The 16,329-nt window shown below is 62.7% G+C and carries 17 protein-coding genes and 1 pseudogene; 9 read left to right on the top strand and 9 right to left on the bottom strand.

All coding sequences use genetic code 11. From position 1 onward, the window contains the following. From AC0L3S_RS37455 to AC0L3S_RS37430, 6 genes are all read right to left on the bottom strand, one after another. Positions 1–914 (bottom strand): ISL3 family transposase (locus AC0L3S_RS37455; protein WP_473284852.1); only part of this gene is annotated, 914 nt, incomplete at its 3' end. 556 nt (positions 915–1,470) lie between these two features. After that, on the bottom strand, positions 1,471–2,802 hold the full coding sequence (locus AC0L3S_RS37450; protein WP_259216370.1) for a tyrosine-type recombinase/integrase: 1,332 nt from the start codon (positions 2,800–2,802) through the stop codon (positions 1,471–1,473). A 683-nt stretch (positions 2,803–3,485) separates the two neighbouring features. Beyond that, positions 3,486–4,163, bottom strand: coding sequence for a hypothetical protein (locus AC0L3S_RS37445; protein WP_473284850.1), 678 nt, complete (start codon positions 4,161–4,163; stop codon positions 3,486–3,488). Positions 4,164–4,217: 54 nt separating this feature from the next. After that, positions 4,218–4,700 (bottom strand): transcription elongation factor GreA, encoded by a 483-nt coding sequence (greA, locus tag AC0L3S_RS37440; RefSeq protein ID WP_473284848.1) that lies wholly within the window; start codon positions 4,698–4,700, stop codon positions 4,218–4,220. Between the two features lie 40 nt (positions 4,701–4,740). Further along, positions 4,741–5,253, bottom strand: a complete 513-nt coding sequence (locus tag AC0L3S_RS37435; RefSeq protein WP_473284845.1) for a hypothetical protein — start codon at positions 5,251–5,253, stop codon at positions 4,741–4,743. 157 nt (positions 5,254–5,410) lie between these two features. Next, entirely contained in the window at positions 5,411–5,749 is a 339-nt protein-coding gene (locus AC0L3S_RS37430; RefSeq protein ID WP_473265763.1) for a hypothetical protein, read from the bottom strand. 254 nt (positions 5,750–6,003) lie between these two features. Here AC0L3S_RS37430 and AC0L3S_RS37425 point away from each other — a divergent pair, with 254 nt between their 5' ends. The 7 genes and pseudogenes from AC0L3S_RS37425 to AC0L3S_RS37395 all read left to right on the top strand — a co-directional run bounded on the left by AC0L3S_RS37425 (position 6,004) and on the right by AC0L3S_RS37395 (position 12,156). Then, a complete protein-coding gene (locus AC0L3S_RS37425; protein WP_007596464.1) occupies positions 6,004–6,237 on the top strand; it encodes a DUF3551 domain-containing protein in 234 nt (77 codons plus the stop codon). 20 nt (positions 6,238–6,257) lie between these two features. Then, positions 6,258–6,476: a hypothetical protein gene (locus AC0L3S_RS37420; RefSeq protein WP_473284843.1), complete on the top strand. Its 219-nt coding sequence runs from the start codon at positions 6,258–6,260 to the stop codon at positions 6,474–6,476. Positions 6,477–6,563: 87 nt separating this feature from the next. Continuing rightward, positions 6,564–8,099, top strand: a complete 1,536-nt coding sequence (locus tag AC0L3S_RS37415; protein ID WP_473284841.1) for a peroxidase family protein — start codon at positions 6,564–6,566, stop codon at positions 8,097–8,099. A 265-nt stretch (positions 8,100–8,364) separates the two neighbouring features. Next, positions 8,365–9,966, top strand: coding sequence for a hypothetical protein (locus AC0L3S_RS37410; protein WP_473284839.1), 1,602 nt, complete (start codon positions 8,365–8,367; stop codon positions 9,964–9,966). A 22-nt stretch (positions 9,967–9,988) separates the two neighbouring features. Then, the gene (locus tag AC0L3S_RS37405; RefSeq protein ID WP_473284837.1) at positions 9,989–10,555 is read left to right on the top strand and encodes a hypothetical protein; all 567 of its coding nucleotides are present in this window, start codon (positions 9,989–9,991) and stop codon (positions 10,553–10,555) included. 115 nt (positions 10,556–10,670) lie between these two features. Next, a pseudogene (locus AC0L3S_RS37400) lies at positions 10,671–10,838 on the top strand (peroxidase family protein); the annotation flags it as partial. 514 nt (positions 10,839–11,352) lie between these two features. Next, on the top strand, positions 11,353–12,156 hold the full coding sequence (locus tag AC0L3S_RS37395) for an outer membrane protein (protein ID WP_473284835.1): 804 nt from the start codon (positions 11,353–11,355) through the stop codon (positions 12,154–12,156). 70 nt (positions 12,157–12,226) lie between these two features. Here AC0L3S_RS37395 and AC0L3S_RS37390 read toward each other — a convergent pair whose 3' ends face one another. The 3 genes from AC0L3S_RS37390 to AC0L3S_RS37380 form a co-directional block, all read right to left on the bottom strand. Beyond that, positions 12,227–12,745, bottom strand: a complete 519-nt coding sequence (locus tag AC0L3S_RS37390; protein WP_473265806.1) for a hypothetical protein — start codon at positions 12,743–12,745, stop codon at positions 12,227–12,229. A gap of 182 nt (positions 12,746–12,927) precedes the next feature. Continuing rightward, entirely contained in the window at positions 12,928–14,475 is a 1,548-nt protein-coding gene (locus tag AC0L3S_RS37385) for an acetolactate synthase large subunit (protein ID WP_473265769.1), read from the bottom strand. Between the two features lie 46 nt (positions 14,476–14,521). Continuing rightward, the gene (locus AC0L3S_RS37380) at positions 14,522–14,647 is read right to left on the bottom strand and encodes a hypothetical protein (RefSeq protein ID WP_473265770.1); all 126 of its coding nucleotides are present in this window, start codon (positions 14,645–14,647) and stop codon (positions 14,522–14,524) included. Between the two features lie 93 nt (positions 14,648–14,740). Between AC0L3S_RS37380 and AC0L3S_RS37375 the strand changes: the two genes are divergently transcribed. Next, the gene (locus AC0L3S_RS37375) at positions 14,741–15,319 is read left to right on the top strand and encodes a L,D-transpeptidase (protein WP_007596474.1); all 579 of its coding nucleotides are present in this window, start codon (positions 14,741–14,743) and stop codon (positions 15,317–15,319) included. Between the two features lie 70 nt (positions 15,320–15,389). Then, positions 15,390–16,205, top strand: a complete 816-nt coding sequence (locus AC0L3S_RS37370; RefSeq protein ID WP_473284833.1) for a DUF2927 domain-containing protein — start codon at positions 15,390–15,392, stop codon at positions 16,203–16,205. Positions 16,206–16,329 lie beyond the last annotated feature (124 nt).

The following is a 16,329-nucleotide window of genomic DNA, read 5'->3' as shown; positions in this document are numbered from 1 at the left end:
CGGACGATCTCCTTGAGCGGCACACCGTCGCTGACAAGAGCCGCGATTGCGGCATGGCTGTCCTGGCGCCGCAGATAACCCTGATAGCGAAGCTTTTCCGCGCAGGTCAGCAGTTTAAGATCGATCGTCGTCGCCCCGATTGCGGCTCGGATTTTGCTCATCGAACGGCGCACCGCTTCAAGGAAGGCCGCGCTCGCGTTTTCCATCAGATGCCAGCGGTCGGCGACCTGGATGGCGTTCGGCAGCGCCTTGGCTGCTGCCTCGCCATATCCACCACCGCGATCTCGCGACACAATGTTGATGCCCGGGTGCTTCGACAGCCACGCCTGAACGGTCGCCATTTCCCGGTCGGGTAGCAAGGCAACGATCCGCCGACGCTCCAAATCGCACACGATGGTCCCGTACCGACGATTTCTCCGGAACGCCCAGTCATCAATACCCACAACAAGCAAGGGATCCATCGGCATCGCCGCCCGCCGGCGGACCACCCGCAGCAAGGTATCGTTGCTGACAGGCAGCATGAGCCGCTTGGCGAAGCTTGCTGCCGGCCGGCCGCCGAGCGCCAACCCCAGGTGATGGACGATGTGTTCGAGCCGTGCCGTCCGACGCCGTCGAAGCGGAACGACGTCTTCTCCGAACCGCTCCGCGAAGATCCGCCGGCGGCAATGCGGCACCTCGCATGTGAAGCGCCGCGTGAGTAATCGGAGGCGCACCTTTCTGCCCGCTGATGGCAAATCGGCCACGTGCCGGATGTAGCGGCTATGGACTCGGCGCGATAGTGTCGCGCACAAAGGGCACTGGGCCTCCGCAGTCTCTGACCGAACAGCCAGAATAACCGAATCCTCTGAATCACTTACGCCATCAAAGACCAAACCACTCGGTACTAGCGATGAAATTCGAAAGCCTGTCCGCATGGCGCCGATTCTCCGTTGAAGAACCACGGTCGCCGGCGAACTTCATCAGAAATGAGTCAGAGCCCCATTAGGATGCCGATCAGCCCCCGGACCCCAAGCCGCTACAACCTCTCGGCAAGGGGCGATTCGTCCTATTTGTACGCCACAGCTACCCAGCAGCCATAGCCGCGCTTAGGATTTCTTTCTTGCTGGAGATGGCTGGGATCTTATCGCCTCAGACCGATCATGGTTCGGGGCAGAGGCATGCGCGGCAAGGACGAAAAGGCTCGGATCGAGGCATTTGGGTCTCCAGATGACAGCAAAATGCCGCTTGCCACGAAGCGCCGTCGCAAGAACCGTGGCATCCCGCCGCCCGCGACGTTCGATATCGATACACTGCCGGGCAGCTCTAATTTGACGGCATTGGAGGCAGCCGCGGTCATCCGGCGCACCCCCGGCGCCCTAGAGCAGTGGCGGCGCGATCCGAACCACCCGCTGAAATGGCGCTACGTCGATGGCCGGCCCCTTTATCGTGTCGATGCGGTGCGGGACTATCTGGCCAAGTGCGAGAAGACGACTAGGACGCCTCGGCCGCATAATGCTCACGGAGACGGCCGAGCAGCTCGGCCTTGATCGGGTCAAGCGGATTCGTCCGCTGCAGGCGCACGATCTTCCCGATGCGTTTCGCGCCAACCAGCTCTGCAATGTAGTCGTGAGCCGCCTCGAACGCCATCTTGCGGATGATCCACTGTTCGTCGTGATTGTAGACTTGATCGATTCCGCTTGGCTTCTGCCCAACACACAACCGCTGGATTTCGTTGTCGTAGCCACAGCGCGACATGATGGTGCGCAAACTGCGCCTTAGGTCATGCATAGTGAACTTGGCAACGCCCGCTTCCTTGACCAGGCGGTTGACCATCTTGGTGAAGCCCGACATCTGCCCACCGGTCTTCGGTGACGGGAAGACATAGTCGGACGTTGCCCGCTGGAAATGTTTCGCGGCCGTGAGCACCTCGTCAACCAAGTGAGTGCGCGGCACATCGTGGTGCAACCCCATTTTGGTCCACGCCGCATCGAAGGTGATCCGGTCGTCCATGATGTGCTTACGCCACTCGATCATGGTAGGCTCGCTGCGGCGCGGGCCGCCGAGCAGGCACATGCGTGCCAGGAAACCGAAAGCCCCGAGCTTGCCGGATGCATCCCAGACCTTGATGATTTCTTCATCGGTCAGTGCGCGGCCCTTTGCTCGGCGCCCGACTCTCTGCGCACGGGTTTCTTTCGGCGCGCGATAGCCGGCGAGCACGTTGTGCTCGACGTAACCTTCGCCGACGCACCATTCGAGAAAAGTATGCACGTGCTTGCGCAAGTCCTTGGCTGCACCGCGCTTGCCAGTCTTTGCAATCTTCTCGACCGCAGCCATGATCTGCCGTCGCGTCAGGTCCCCCACGCCGCTCTCGGCGTGATCCTTGAGCCCGCGCCGCAGCGCCGACATTGCTGGCTTCCAGTTGACGACTTGGCGTTCGGTCAAAGACGCCTGGTAGGGACCATCTTCAACAATGAGGCTCGCGAGCGTGGTGCACTGCTTCTCGGCTGCCTGTTGCCGCCTCGCCTCGCGCTTCGCATCGTTAGGGTCTAAGCCCTTGACGACCTCGCCTGCGGCAATGGTGGCGGCCTTGCGCGCTGCCTTCTCATTATATTTGGGCCACGCGCCGAGGGTCTTGCGCTGGGTTCCCCTCACCCCCGGCTTGGTGAAGAGATAGACCCAGGTCCGGCCACCGGTGGCGCGCATGCGCAAGGCGAGGCCGGGCAGCTTGTCGTCGTGGAGATAATGCTGCGCCTTACCCGACGGCAGCGTTGCGTCGCGGATCACTGCATCGGTGAGTGTCAGCTGGTTGGCCGGCTCCGTCATGATTCCTTCCCTCTCTCTGTGCCCCCGCGCGCCCCGCAAGAAGGGCGGTCAGCCCTCGAACAGAACCGGGGCTCAGACCTTCCCCTTGCCGTGTGCCCGCGCAGGGAGAACCCACAGACCCAAACAGAACCGGGTCTCAGACCTCCCCCCGTTTTAGTGCCCCAGGGGAAAATCCCCGGCGGGCACAACGGGGGCATACAAAATGTAGCAAGGTCAGCTATGGGCTCTTATGGGCAAATAGGGCCATAACCCTCGTCAATCAAAGGCATTTTTACATACTAACTATGGCCGGATTTGGTTGGCTCGGGTCTACGGATTGTGGTTCACACGGGAGAGGTCCAAGGTTCGATCCCTTGTGCGCCCACCATCCACCTTCCTGAACTCTCCTGATTGCCGACCCATCCTCGACGCCTGGTGGCGTGTCGGGACCGTCTCAATCAAAAATGTCGAAAACAACCCCATGCACAGTAGCCGACCTCAGTCGGATCAAGGGGTTACAATGATACTATTTTTCCGAAATCGGATTTGACTCGTCGGGCAAAACACCGGCATGATGGCATCGTCGCGGTGGCCTGAGCGGAAGTATTGGTCATCGCCTTTGCACCGGCTTTTGTTTTGCGGATGATGTCATGTCGTCATTGCGAGCGGTGCCACTCCGGTTGACGCGCACGCCATCTCCAGCCCTACGCAGCCTGCGCCGGCCGCCAGGCCGTGTAGAGACCGACGAGGGTCCCGATGGCGACCAGCGCTGCCGCCAGCAGCAGCTGCAATTCCCCGTCGTCGGTGGTGCCTACGGACGACACGAGTCTGCTCACGACGACGAACAGCACCCCCACGGAGGCTGCTGCGCCCACGCCGAGATAGGCAAGCTCGCGCGTCAGGTTGCGGCCGAGAAGTCCGAGTGCCGTGAAATACATCGCGCAGGCGTTGGGATGAACGAACAGGGCAATGCGCGCGTAAGGACCGTAGGCGTCGAGGAGGGACTCACACCGGTTCAGCGCCGCCTTTGAGGCGACCCGCTGCAACAGCGGTCGGAAAAAACGAGCCTGCCCGTAACTCAGGACGGCGCCCACGATGATGGCCAGCCACGCCACGATAAAGACGGAGACGTCCGCGGGCTTTGGATTGAGTGCCACGGACATCAAGATGAGAGCGGTTCCGGGAAAATAGCCAAAATACGGGAAGACCGACTCCAGCAGCACGCAGACGAAGATGAAGACCGGAAACCACGACGAACCGGTCGCATCCTGGACGATGGCGTTCAAGTCGAAGAGATCAGTCTTGTACAGGACGAGGTACATGCACATGGCCAATCCGGCCAGCGCGTAAAACGGCAATGCTCCCGACAGAAACCGCCTCATCCAGCCATCGCGCCTTGTTGCGCGGACACAGCGGAAACCATCGACAAACGCCCCCTACCCAATCGACAAAATCTCGATCTCCTGCGCACCCGCCCCCACGACATCCCCGACCGCCTTCCCTATCAACGACTTCGCCACCGGCGCCACGAAGGAGATCGTGCCGGCCTTGGGATCGGCTTCGTCCTCGCCGACGATGCGATAGGTTTGCACGCGGCCATCGGCGCGGCTGAAGGTCACCGTGCTGCCGAAGGCGACGATATCGGTCGAGGCCGGAGCGGGAATGACCTGCGCCGTGCGCAGCCGTTCGGCGAGATAGCGGACATCACGCAAAGGCACCGCCGATTGCCGACGCTTTTCGTTGACATCCTCGATGGCCTGCGCGGCTTCATAGGCCTCGCGCGCGTCCTGAAGCTGCCTTTGCAACGCCTGCAAGCCTGCTTCCGTCACGAGGTTCGGATGTGGCGAGATCGGCCGATCCGGCAACAGCGTCTCAGCGGCGGTTTCCGCGCTCTCTTCTTTGGTAAAGGCAACGCTCAAGTCGAAAATCCTGTCGAACTGTTCGGGCTCACGGCCACGATCATATCTCAAGTACGACGAAACGGCGCAGCTTGAAGACGATGTCCGGCATGGCCTGGCGGAACCGCGTGGCATCCCGGAATGTGGTCGAGAACGGCGCAAAGGTGATCATCGCATTCCAGTGCCTGTAACCGTAGACCGTCACGGAGGCACCGGTCGCCGGAAAATTCTCCAGCTTACGCAGCTCGCCCAGGACGAGATCGGCGATCGCTTCAGCAGGCAGCAACTGCTTGCCATCAGGCGTCGTGGCGATCTTCGCTGGGGGCTCGACCGGATTCGCGGGGGCCAGCGTCGCATCGGGCGCGTTCCCGGAATTGTTTTCGGGCTTGTTCTCGAGCGTGGCCGGCGGCGTATCGGGGGCGGACTCGACAAACTCAAATCCGTTCGTGGGCGCGGTCGGCGGCGGAACCTCGATGAGGGGCGGCGGCGCAACACTTTCTGAGGTGCGCTTGTTGCCTCCCAGGATGCTGCTGATCATGGCCACAAGGCCAGCATCCCTCACGTCGTCACTCATTACTTCCCCCAGGCTCCGGCCTACTCTAGCACCGCTCGCGCGGACCGCCACTGGGATGTATGGCCGGATTCTGTCCGGCCAAGGTCCTATTTCAAGTCCGTCACGCGGTGACACCGGCGGCGCGATGCCCGATCACGCCGCGCCGCCGTGCGATTCGTCACTGCTTGTCGAACGGAATGTATTGCTGGTACTGCTTGGGCACCGAGCTGCGGTAGCGCGCGGGCACCGTGCCACTGTCGACCGAGTGATCGATCTCCTGCTGCCGCGTCATCTTCTTCTTCGCCGGCTTCTTCGACGCACTCTTTTTGGAGTCGGTCGGCTGGCTGGAAGCGTCATTGGTGGCGCCCGGCGCGGTCGTCGTCGCTGCCGGCGCGGCATTTGTCGTCGCAGGCGCCGCGGTTCCGGCGGCGGCTGGTGCGCCCTGCGCCAACGCGAGCGGTGTCTGCATGAGAAGCGCCAGCGCTGCTGTCGCAGCCAGCAAGTATGATTTCTGCATTAGAACCTCCAAAATACCTGATCCGAATAAGGCAAGCGTAGTTCTCCGGGATCGACGCGTGCAAGTCCGTTCACGATAGGCTCGAACCCCATCGTGAACTGTGGCCGAGATCACATTGCCGGCGGCAGGCTGCGTCATGATGTGCCTTGTCGCGAACGCAAGGCATTCTGGCGACACCAACACGGGCATGACTGCGCAACAGACGAGCCAGGCTCGCTGACATTCCCACCCACTCGCTCTCAACGGAGACCGACATGCGTCGCACCATCCTCACTCTCGCATCGCTCGCGGCCCTGCTCGCCGTAGCATCCCCGGCCGCCCAGGCACATCCTGCGAACGACCGATATTGCATCCAGGGCCGCTCGTGGGGTTACCCCGGCAATTGCCAGTTCGCCAGCTATCAGCAGTGCCTCGCTACCGCCTCCGGCACGTCGTCCTATTGCGGTATCAACCCGCGCTACGCGTTCTCGCAGCAGCGCGACTACTGACGAGTTGGCGGCGTGCGCGCATGACGCGCGCGCCGCCACAATTTTTGCGTGAAGACGATCCGTTTTCGCCGACGCCTCGGCGAATTGAAACTGTGCGAAGCCGCGTGCATCCGTCGATGACGAGAATGTTATCCGTCATCGCCACGGAGGGAATTCGCGATGCGCAGCCGCGGCTTGCGGGCAAGGCGCACCTTCCGAAAATTTCGATGCCGGGCAATTGTGATCTATCTCGCTCGTGACAGGCGTGATCGCGCCTAGGCTGCAAACCCCAGCGCGAGAAACTATAGCCCGATCTGTTTCATTCGACTTTTCAGGAAGGTGTTTCAATGAGCAGCCGTCACGCAATTGTTCCGCGCGGTCTGAACGCAACGCGTTCGCCGCTTTCGCAAGGCCGCTTCGGCCGCATGTTCCGCAAGCTCGCACCGGCCAAATTCGGCCCGAACGATTCCGACAATTTCGCAAACCTGTCGGCGCTCGCCGACAAGATGGTCGCCGATTTCGACGGGCCGAAGGACGGGCCGGACGCGGAAGAGAGCGGCATTCCCTCGCTTTACACCTATTTCGGCCAGTTCATCGACCACGACATCACCTTCGATCCGGTCAGCTCGCTGACCAAGCAGCAGGATCCCGACGGGCTCGTCGATTTCCGCACGCCGTCGCTCGACATGGACAATCTCTACGGCCGCGGTCCGAACGACCAGCCCTATATGTATGACGGCATCAAGTTCCGGCTCGGCGAGAAGGTCACCGGCGCCGGCGTGCCCGACGCAGTCGACCTGCCGCGCTTCAAGGGCCGCGCGCTGATCGGCGATCCTCGCAACGACGAGAACAGCATCGTATCGCAATTCCAGGCCTTGATGCTGCGCTTTCACAACCGCATGGTCGACGACAATGACAGCCTGTCGTTCGAAGACGTGCAGCAGCGTGTTCGATTCCACTATCAGTATGTGGTGCTGAACGACTTCCTGCCGCGCATCGTCCACGCCAGCGTGCTGGACGAACTCAAGACCGCAGGTCAATACGACCGCAGCAAGCTCGCTTACTACCATTGGAAGACCTATCCGTTCATGCCGGTCGAGTTCTCGGTCGCGGCCTACCGGCTCGGGCACTCCATGATCCGCCCCGGCTACCGGCTGAACGACGCGGCCAACATGCTGCTGCAGATCTTCCCCGATCCCAACAATCCCGATCACAACGCACTGACCGGCTTCCGCGCCATGGGACCCGGACGCGCCATGGATTGGGGCCGCTTCATCGATCTCGACACGCGCCCCTATGGCGTCGAGGACGACGACACCAATCCCGACAACAAGAGGCGGCTGCAGTTTGCCTATCGCATCGATGCCTCGCTGGTCGACCCGCTGCGCAAGCTGCCGCCGGAAGTCGCCTCCAATCCGGCGTCGCTCGCGCTGCGCAATCTCGAGCGCAGCTGGCGGCTCGGACTGCCGTCGGGCCAGGCCGTCGCCAGGGCGATGAACCTGACGCCGCTGAGCGACGACGAGATCATCATCGGCAAGGCCGTCGACGAGCCCGGCGCGGGCGATCCGCAGGTCAAGATCGCGACCATCGCGAACGGCGTGTTCGCCGGCAACTGTCCGCTGTGGGCCTACATCCTGGCCGAGGCGCGGCAAAACGCGACGGACATGGCAATCTCCGCCACCGGCGGGCCCGCCACGGTCAAGACACCGCAGCTCGGACCGGTCGGCGGTCGTATCGTCGCCGAGGTCTTCCTCGGCATGATGTTCGGAGACAATTCCTCCGTGCTGTCGCTCGAGCCGCAATGGACGCCGGTGACCGGCTCCGGCTTCGCACTGAAAGACCTCGTCGCCTACGCACTCGGCCAGGGCGATCCGCTGCATTGAGCGGGTGACGGACGATGATACAAGGCCGCTCGTGTCATGCGAGCGGCCTTGTGGCCCACTCGCCTCGACGGGCGGGCGGACGGTTCCTGGCAGGCGTGCTTCCCTAACGCAAATCCGCCCGCTTCCTGTTGACTCGCATCGCGAATGGAGAAATCCTTCAGCAACGCAATTGCCATTGCCAATCTCAGCAGTACGAATTTCGGCGCCCTCGGTTTTATCGGCGCCATCCGACCAAATTTATTCTGAACAGAAAATGGAGGGGCTGATGCGCGCGCTCGCCTTGAGAACCGTCTCACTTCTCGCCCTCGCTGCTCTGGGTTCGATTTTCGGCACGCCTGCCGCACGCGCGGAGGACGGGACCGATGAGCAATTTGGCAAGGTGCACTTCCAGACGTCCTGCAACGAGGTGGCGCAGCGCCGGTTCGATCGCGGGATGCGTTATCAGCACTCGTTCTGGTACCGGCCCGCAAAAGAGATTTTCGAGGAGACGCTGCAGGCCGATCCGGAATGCGCGATCGCCTATTGGGGCATTGCCCTGAGCCTGCTGTACAATCCGCATTTTCCCGCGCCGAAGGAAAACCTTACCGCAGGCCTCGTCGCGCTGCAGAAGGCCAAGGCACTCGGCGCCAAGAGCGAACGCGAACGCGACTATATCGACGCGCTGCTGGCCTTCTATTCGGGCGACGAGAAGACGACGTTTGGCCAGCGGGCGCAGGCCTATCTCAAGGCAACCGAAGCCGTCGCCGCGCGCTATCCCGATGATGACGAGGCGCAGATCGCCTACGCCATCACGCTGAATGTCGCGGCGTCACCAAACGACAAGACCTATGCCAACCAGCTCAAGGGCGCTGCTATCCTGGAGCCGATCTTCAAGCGCCAGCCGCGGCATCCCGGCGTCGCGCATTACCTGATCCACCTCTATGACTATCCGGCGATCGCAGAGCAGGGACTCGACGCTGCCAAGCGCTATTCCGAGATCGCGCCGGCGGCACCGCACGCCTTGCATATGCCGTCGCACATCTTCACGCGCGTCGGTTACTGGAACGAATCCATCGACGCCAATAGCCGTTCCGCCAAGGCTGCCAAGGAGGGCAAGGACCCCAGCGAGCAGCTGCATGCCGACGACTATATGGTCTACGCCCTGCTCCAGCTCGCGCAGGACAGCCGAGCCAGCGACGTCATCGCGGACATGATTGCGACCACGGGCTATGCGCCGGCCGTCCGCGCCGGTCCCTACGCGATAGCGGCGAGCCAGGCGCGCTATATGGTCGAGCGCGGCGATTGGCAGGGCGCTGCTGCGCTGAAGGTCGAGCCGAGCCGGTTTGCCTATGTCGATGCCATCACCTATTTCGCACGCGCCCTTGGCGCCGCGCGCTCCGGCAATGCAGACGCAGCAACTCCGGACATCGCCAAGCTGGCGGAGTTGCGGGACAAGCTGCAGCAGGACAAGGACGCCTATTGGACCGAAATCGTGGACATTCAGCGGCAGGTCGCCACAGCCTGGCAGCTCAACGCCCAGGGAAAACAGGCGGATGCGCTGGAAGCGATGCGCCTTGCCGCCGATGCCGAAGACAAGACCGAAAAATCCATCGTGACGCCGGGCCCGCTTGCTCCGGCACGCGAGCTTTACGGGACCATGCTGCTCGAACGCGGCATGGCGACGGAGGCATTGGCCGCGTTTGAAAGCACCATGCGCAAGGAGCCGAACCGCTTTGGCGCGACCATCGGCGCCGCTCACGCGGCCGAGAAAGCGGGGGATACTGTGAAGGCCCGCCAGTACTACGCCAAAGTCGTCGAAACGGCGAGAAATGGCGACTCATCGCGGCAAGACCTCGCGGCCGCACGAAAGTTGATGGCTCAGAATTAGCAAAGGTGCCGCGGCAGCTTCCATGCGCCTGATAAGCAAATTCGTTGCAAGCAGCGTAGCCTTTGCGCTGCTCTGCGCTGCTGCAGCGTTCTGGATATCGCGATCCGGTGAACCGGCACGCGCAACAGCGGCCTCCGGCGAGGTCCGCCCGGTGTGGGCGGAAATCGACTGGCCTTTCGGAGCGGATCCCTGGGGGAAAGGAAAGGCGTTTCGCTGCAAGGCCGAAGATTGCGGCGGCGAGGTCCAGCTCTACGTTCGCGCCAAGCTCGGCTTTTGCAATTGCGCCACCGGCGTTGCCGACGACGGCGACCTCGAACAGATGGGCGACCTGGCGCTGATTGGGAAGGCAACGCCGACGGCTGCCGGCCGGGCGATCGTCGTCGGTCCAATGCGCGGCCGCAGCCGGGCCTATCGCGTTGAGGGAAACCCCAAGGCCGCGCTCTCACTCGCCTTCAATCAACGCTGCGACATGGTAGCCGCGACGGCTTTGCTCGCACCGGGCGCGACCGCGTCACTGGAGCCGGCGGTGCTGTCATTCCTCAATAGCGACCGCATGCTGAAATGGGCCGAGATCGCGCTTGGGTTATGACTCAAAGCAATCGGCTTCTGTCGTTCGCAGAACCATAGGACTTCCGAATGTTCTTCAAAGACGGCGTCCTTGGTGAGGTAAGTCGCGGTGGGCCCGCCACGGTCAAGACACCGCAGGACCGGTCGGCGGCCGCATCGTCGCCGAGTCTTCCTTCGGCATGATGTTCGGATATAATTCCTCCGTGCTGTCGCTCGACCCGCAATGGACGCCGGTGACCGGCTCCAGCTTCGCGCTGAAGGACCTCGTCGCCTACACGCTCGGCCAGGGCAATCCGCTGCATTGAGCGGATGACGGACGACGTTGAGAGCGACATGAACCCAATCTAATCGCGGAACGCTGGTGTTTGTTTTGTGGTCCATGTTTGCTCTCTGTTTCGGTGCTCTGGCGCTCCATTCAGAGTAGGCGCGTGGTAAGGCCCGAGCCACCCGGGGCCTTTTGCTGAGTAATCCACGTTCGCATCGCTCGCTTCGAGTCAAAAGCGGCGTTAGACGCCGAGTGGTCGAGGTCAGGTTTGCTACGACATGACACGTCTTCGAACGACCTTCGGCTAGCGGTGAGGGCAGCCTCGCTTTAAAAATCAGATGGCGAATGGAAATGACTGCGACTTCTTCAAGACACATGTAGCGAGGGCCGGCCTGGCTTGCACGCTCGGCAAGCCCAGCACGTCAAACGTCACTGCCTCTGGCGACCTATGCGCTTGCAAGCTCGATAGACATCCGATGTGTCTAACCTGTAACAGCATGCCGACGCCAAATGGTGTATCCCGAGCCATTCGTTGAAATGATGGGATTACGCTGATGAAGAAGATCGTTCTGGCTGCGCTCGGCTCTATGCTGCTCAGCACCTCTGCGTTTGCTGCTGATATGGCAGCGCGGACCTACACCAAGGCTCCAGCGATCGCAGCGTCCGTCTACAACTGGGGCGGCTTCTATCTGGGCATCAACGGTGGGGGCGGTTCAGCCCACACCTGCTGGGACGTCACCAACAACGCCGGTGTGCCGGTCGCTCCGGCCGTGGCTGAGGGCTGTCATAACGCAACGGGCGGGACCGTCGGCGGGCAGATTGGGTATCGTTGGCAAGCAACGAACTGGGTGTTCGGCTTGGAAGCCCAGGGTAACTGGGCAGATTTCAAAGGAAGCAATGCCAATCAGTTCGCTGTAATTGGCGCTACTTCCCTTTTCAACGACAACACCAAGATCGATGCCTTTGGGCTGTTCACCGGGCAGGTTGGCTACGCCTGGAATAACGTGCTGCTCTATGCAAAGGGTGGTGCAGCGGTCGCGCACGACAAGTACTCACTCACATTCACGCCTGCCGGAGCAGCCTTTGCAGGCGGCGTGGTGGCAGGCCAGACCCTGTCTTCCGGTTCTGAAACGCGGTGGGGAGGGGTTGTAGGCGCGGGTCTTGAGTTTGGCTTCGCTCCCAATTGGTCGGTCGCAGTCGAATACGATCACCTTTTCATGGGCAGCCGGGACATCTCTCAAAATCTCGTTCTGCCGTTTACTGGCCCATCCAACACACATCGTATCGGCCAGGACATTGATGTCGGAACCGTACGTGTGAACTACACGTTCGGCGGGCCCGTAATCGCGAAGTACTGATCCGGCATTCCTTCCAGTCGACTGGAGCCCGGGCCGCAAGGCTCGGGCTTTTTTCTTTTTGGGACACGCCCTAATTTCTCGGGCCGAGGCCAACCTCCCGCAGCCGCGTCGCGAACCAGCGGGACAGCGGCTGATCGAGGACGCCGCTGACATAGACTTCCGAGATCGCCACATAGTCCTTGTCCAGCACCAGCAGCACGCCGATCCAGAAGGCGAACCAGACATGCGCATCGGTCAGCGCCATCAGCTTGTGCTGGTCGTGGTCGAGCGCGGTGTGGTTGCTCGCCTTGCGGATCTCCACGGTGAGCAAATTGTTCGGGATCTCGCGCTGATGCACGACGACGTCGGGGTAGATCGACTTGCCCAGGTGATCGTCGGTCGAGATGATGGTGCCGTGCGGCAGATGCAGCGTACGCTCGCCGAGCCGGTCGTAGTTGCAATCGACCGACCAGCCGGAGAATTGCTTCTCCAGATGCACAGCGAAGCGGTGCGTGATGGCACGCTCGCCGATGTCCTTCTCGAACAGGAATGCTTCGTTGGCGTAGAAGTCCCGGAGCGCCGCGATCACCTTGTTCAGCTCGGTCTGCATCTTGCCCCCCGGCCCCTCGCGCGCATTCCGATGCGCCGTCACCACCCTCATGGTGAGGAGCGCGGAACGCGCGTCTCGAACCATGAAGGCCCGTATCCCGCCTGTCACCATCCTTCGAGACGCCCGCGTAACGCGGGCTCCTCAGGATGAGGGCCGGAATTCGCGGCGCGATCGACCAGTCCCTACATCTGGACTTCGATCAGCCGCGGTCCGGGCTCGGCGACGGCTTCGGCCAGCGCCTTGTTGAACTCGTCCGCGTTGGTGACGGCGCGGCCGGGCACGCCCATGCCCTTGGCCAGCGCCACGAAATCCAGCGTCGGCCGGTCGAGGCGAAGCATGTCATTGGCGCGCTGGCCGGGTTCGCCGGCGCCGACATTGTCGAACTCGCCGCGCAGGATCTGGTAGATGCGATTGGCGAACACGATGGTGACGATGTTGAGATTTTCGCGCGCCTGCGTCCACAGCGACTGGATCGTGTACATCGCACTGCCGTCGCCGACCATGCAGATCACCTTGCGGTCCGGGCAGGCGATCGCGGCACCGATCGAGAGCGGCGTCGAGAAGCCGATCGAGCCGCCCATGTTCTGGAGCCAGTCGTGCGGCGCGGCAGCCGCCGTCGGCGGGAAGAAGGCGCGGCCGGTGGTCAGCGATTCGTCGACCAGGATCGCGTTCTCGGGAATCGCATAGGCGATCGACTGCGCGATCGAGGCGTGGGTCAGTGCGCCGGTCGGCTTGAGCAGTTCCTGCGCGGCCTGCGGCTTGACGTCCTTTGCGCTGGCCTTCACGGCGCCGGCGAGCGCTTCAAGTGCAGCGACCGAATTCTCACCCCAGGAGGTCATGCGATGCACGTCGCAGCCCTCGGGCTTGAGGATGCTCGGCTTGTTCGGATAGGCGAAGAACGCCACGGGATCGTCGGACTCGACCAGCACGATATGGCGGAACCTCGCCAGCATCTGCAGCGCGTTGTCGATCACGTAATGGATGCGGTCGATCGAGAAGCGACCGCGGCCGCGCGCCATCCTGGGACGGAAGGTCGGGCCCATCACGGTGCAGCCGGTCTTGGCGGCGATACGCTCGGCCAGCGCCAGGCCCTGCTCGCTCAGCGCACTGCCGGTCATCAGCAGCAGCGTGCCCTCGCCGTCGCCGTGCAGGATCTTAGCGGCCTGCTCGACCGCCTGCGGCGAATAGCTCGCCCGCTGCTGCTCGGCCGGAACCTCGGCGATGCCGTCCGCTTCGTTCCAGGCCGTGTCGGCGGGCAGGATCAGGGTCGCGATCTGCGGCGGCGCGCTCTTGGCGGCGGCGATCGCCGCGGCACCGTCGGCGGCGACCGATTTTGAGTTCGGCGAGGTCCGGACCCAGGACGACATCGGCCGGGCCAGGCCCTCGATGTCGGAGGTCAGCGGCGCGTTGTAGCCGATGTGGTAGACGGCGTGCTGGCCGACGATGTTGACGATGCCGGAATTCGCCTTCTTGGCGTTGTGCAGATTGGCAAGGCCGTTGGCGAGGCCGGGACCGAGATGCAGCAGCGTCGAGGCCGGCGTGCCCTTCATGCGGAAATAACCGTCGGCGGCGCCTGTTACCACGCCTTCGAACAGGCCGAGCACGCAACGCATGCCGGGCACGCGGTCGAGCGCTGCGACAAAATGCATCTCGGAGGTGCCGGGGTTGGAGAAGCAGACGTCGACCCCGCCCTTGACCATCGTCCGCACCAGACTTTCCGCACCGTTCATCCGTCAGCTCCCGCAACCGGCAATGTTCCACAATCCGTGCGATCAATCATTGTTCGCTCGTCTCGTCAAAGCAATAGCCGGCATCGCCGCCCTGCCCCGCGCGGCGATGCGCCGGTTTGGCTAATAATTTCCGGCAACTTGGCGCGGTTGCCGGTTTGGTAACTTCCTTCATTAAGGATGCCTCCCTCACGGGGCCGTGGCTTGCGGAAAGCCCGCAAATATGGCCTGTGACTTCAGTTGAATCGATTTTTTTGCTGGGGGAACTATGATCCGGTATTTTGCCGCGCCGATCGCCGCCATCGCACTGCTGTCGGCCACCGCCGGCGGCGCGTTCGCCGAGGAGTTCGACTCGCGTGACATCATGGGCGGCGGCCCGAATTTCTTCCGCGGCGGCTCGAGCCCGGTCCCCCGCACCACCGTCATGTATAACGGCAATTACGCCCCCGGCACGATCGTGGTGAACACCTCGGAGCGCCGGCTCTATCTGGTGCTTCAGAACGGCCAGGCCCTGCGCTACGGCATCGGCGTCGGCCGCGACGGCTTCCGCTGGGGCGGCGTGCACAGGATCACCGCCAAGAAGGAATGGCCGGACTGGACGCCGCCGTCGCAGATGCTGGCGCGCAGGCCGGACCTGCCGCGTCACATGAAGGGCGGTGTCGAGAATCCGCTTGGCGCGCGCGCGATGTATCTGGGCTCGACGCTCTACCGCATCCACGGCTCCAACGAGCCGGAGACGATCGGCCAGGCGGTGTCCTCGGGCTGCTTCCGCATGACCAACGACGACGTCACCGACCTCTATGGCCGCGTCGGGGTCGGCACTACCGTGGTCGTGCTGAACAACTAGCAGGAACCGGCGGGCCGCGTGGATATGCGGTCTTGTGCGTCGCTTCCGAATACGGCAGCGTCGCCTGGCAATGAGCGCATTGGCCCCGCCTTCGTCCGGCTTTCGCATCGCCCTGCTGGTGCTCGCCACCGCCGCGTTCGTCCCTGACACCGCTACCATCGCCGTCGCGGGCGAATTGCCCGCGATCGCCTCGCGCCAGCGCGCCGAGAAGAAAAGCTTTACCGACGGCGAGATCGTCGATGGCTTTCTGAAGACGGCGTTCGGCGCCGAATACCACCTTGCCGGCCGCGTCGACCGCATCCGCAAGTTCGACGGGCCGGTGCGCGTGTTCGCCGAGAGCGACCGCGCCGACCGCAAGGCGCAGCTTGCAAAGGTCGTGGACGATATCGGCAGGCGCGTGCAGTATCTCGACATCGCCATGATCGACAGTAGCGAGGCCGCGAATGTGCGGGTGAAGCTCGTGCGCGACCGCGATCTGTTCCGCACCATCTCGAGCTTCTACGGTGCGGAGAAGGCCCGCGAGATCCGCACCTCGCTCGATCCGCAATGCCTGTCCGGCTTCCGCAAGAACGACAATTTCGAGATCGAGCATTCCGACGTCATCCTCACCGTCGACAACGGCGATTTCACCTTCCTCGACTGCGCCTATGAGGAGCTGCTGCAATCGCTCGGCCCGATCAACGACACCGCGAGCGTGCCCTGGACCATGTTCAACGACAACGTCTCGATGGGCTATTTCGACGTCTACGACCAGTACATCCTCAACCTGCTCTACGATCCCCGCATCAAGGCCGGCATGACCGTGGCTGAGGTCAAGGCGGCGCTGCCCGACGTGATCGCCGATGTGCGCATTTGGGTGAAGCGGGTGAACGACCTGAAAGATTAGGCGATGCTTTCCCTCTCCCCTTGCGGGAGAGGGTGGATCGCCGCGGCAGCGGCGAGACGGGTGAGCGACTATCTCTGTTGTCAAGTTGCATTGGCGTAGGCGGTGCGCGCATCGCGTGCCTTGG

It is taken from the genome of Bradyrhizobium sp. Ken01 (genome assembly GCF_055807355.1).
Note: the sequence above shows the minus strand (reverse complement) of the source record. Positions and strands in the feature narration are given on the sequence as shown.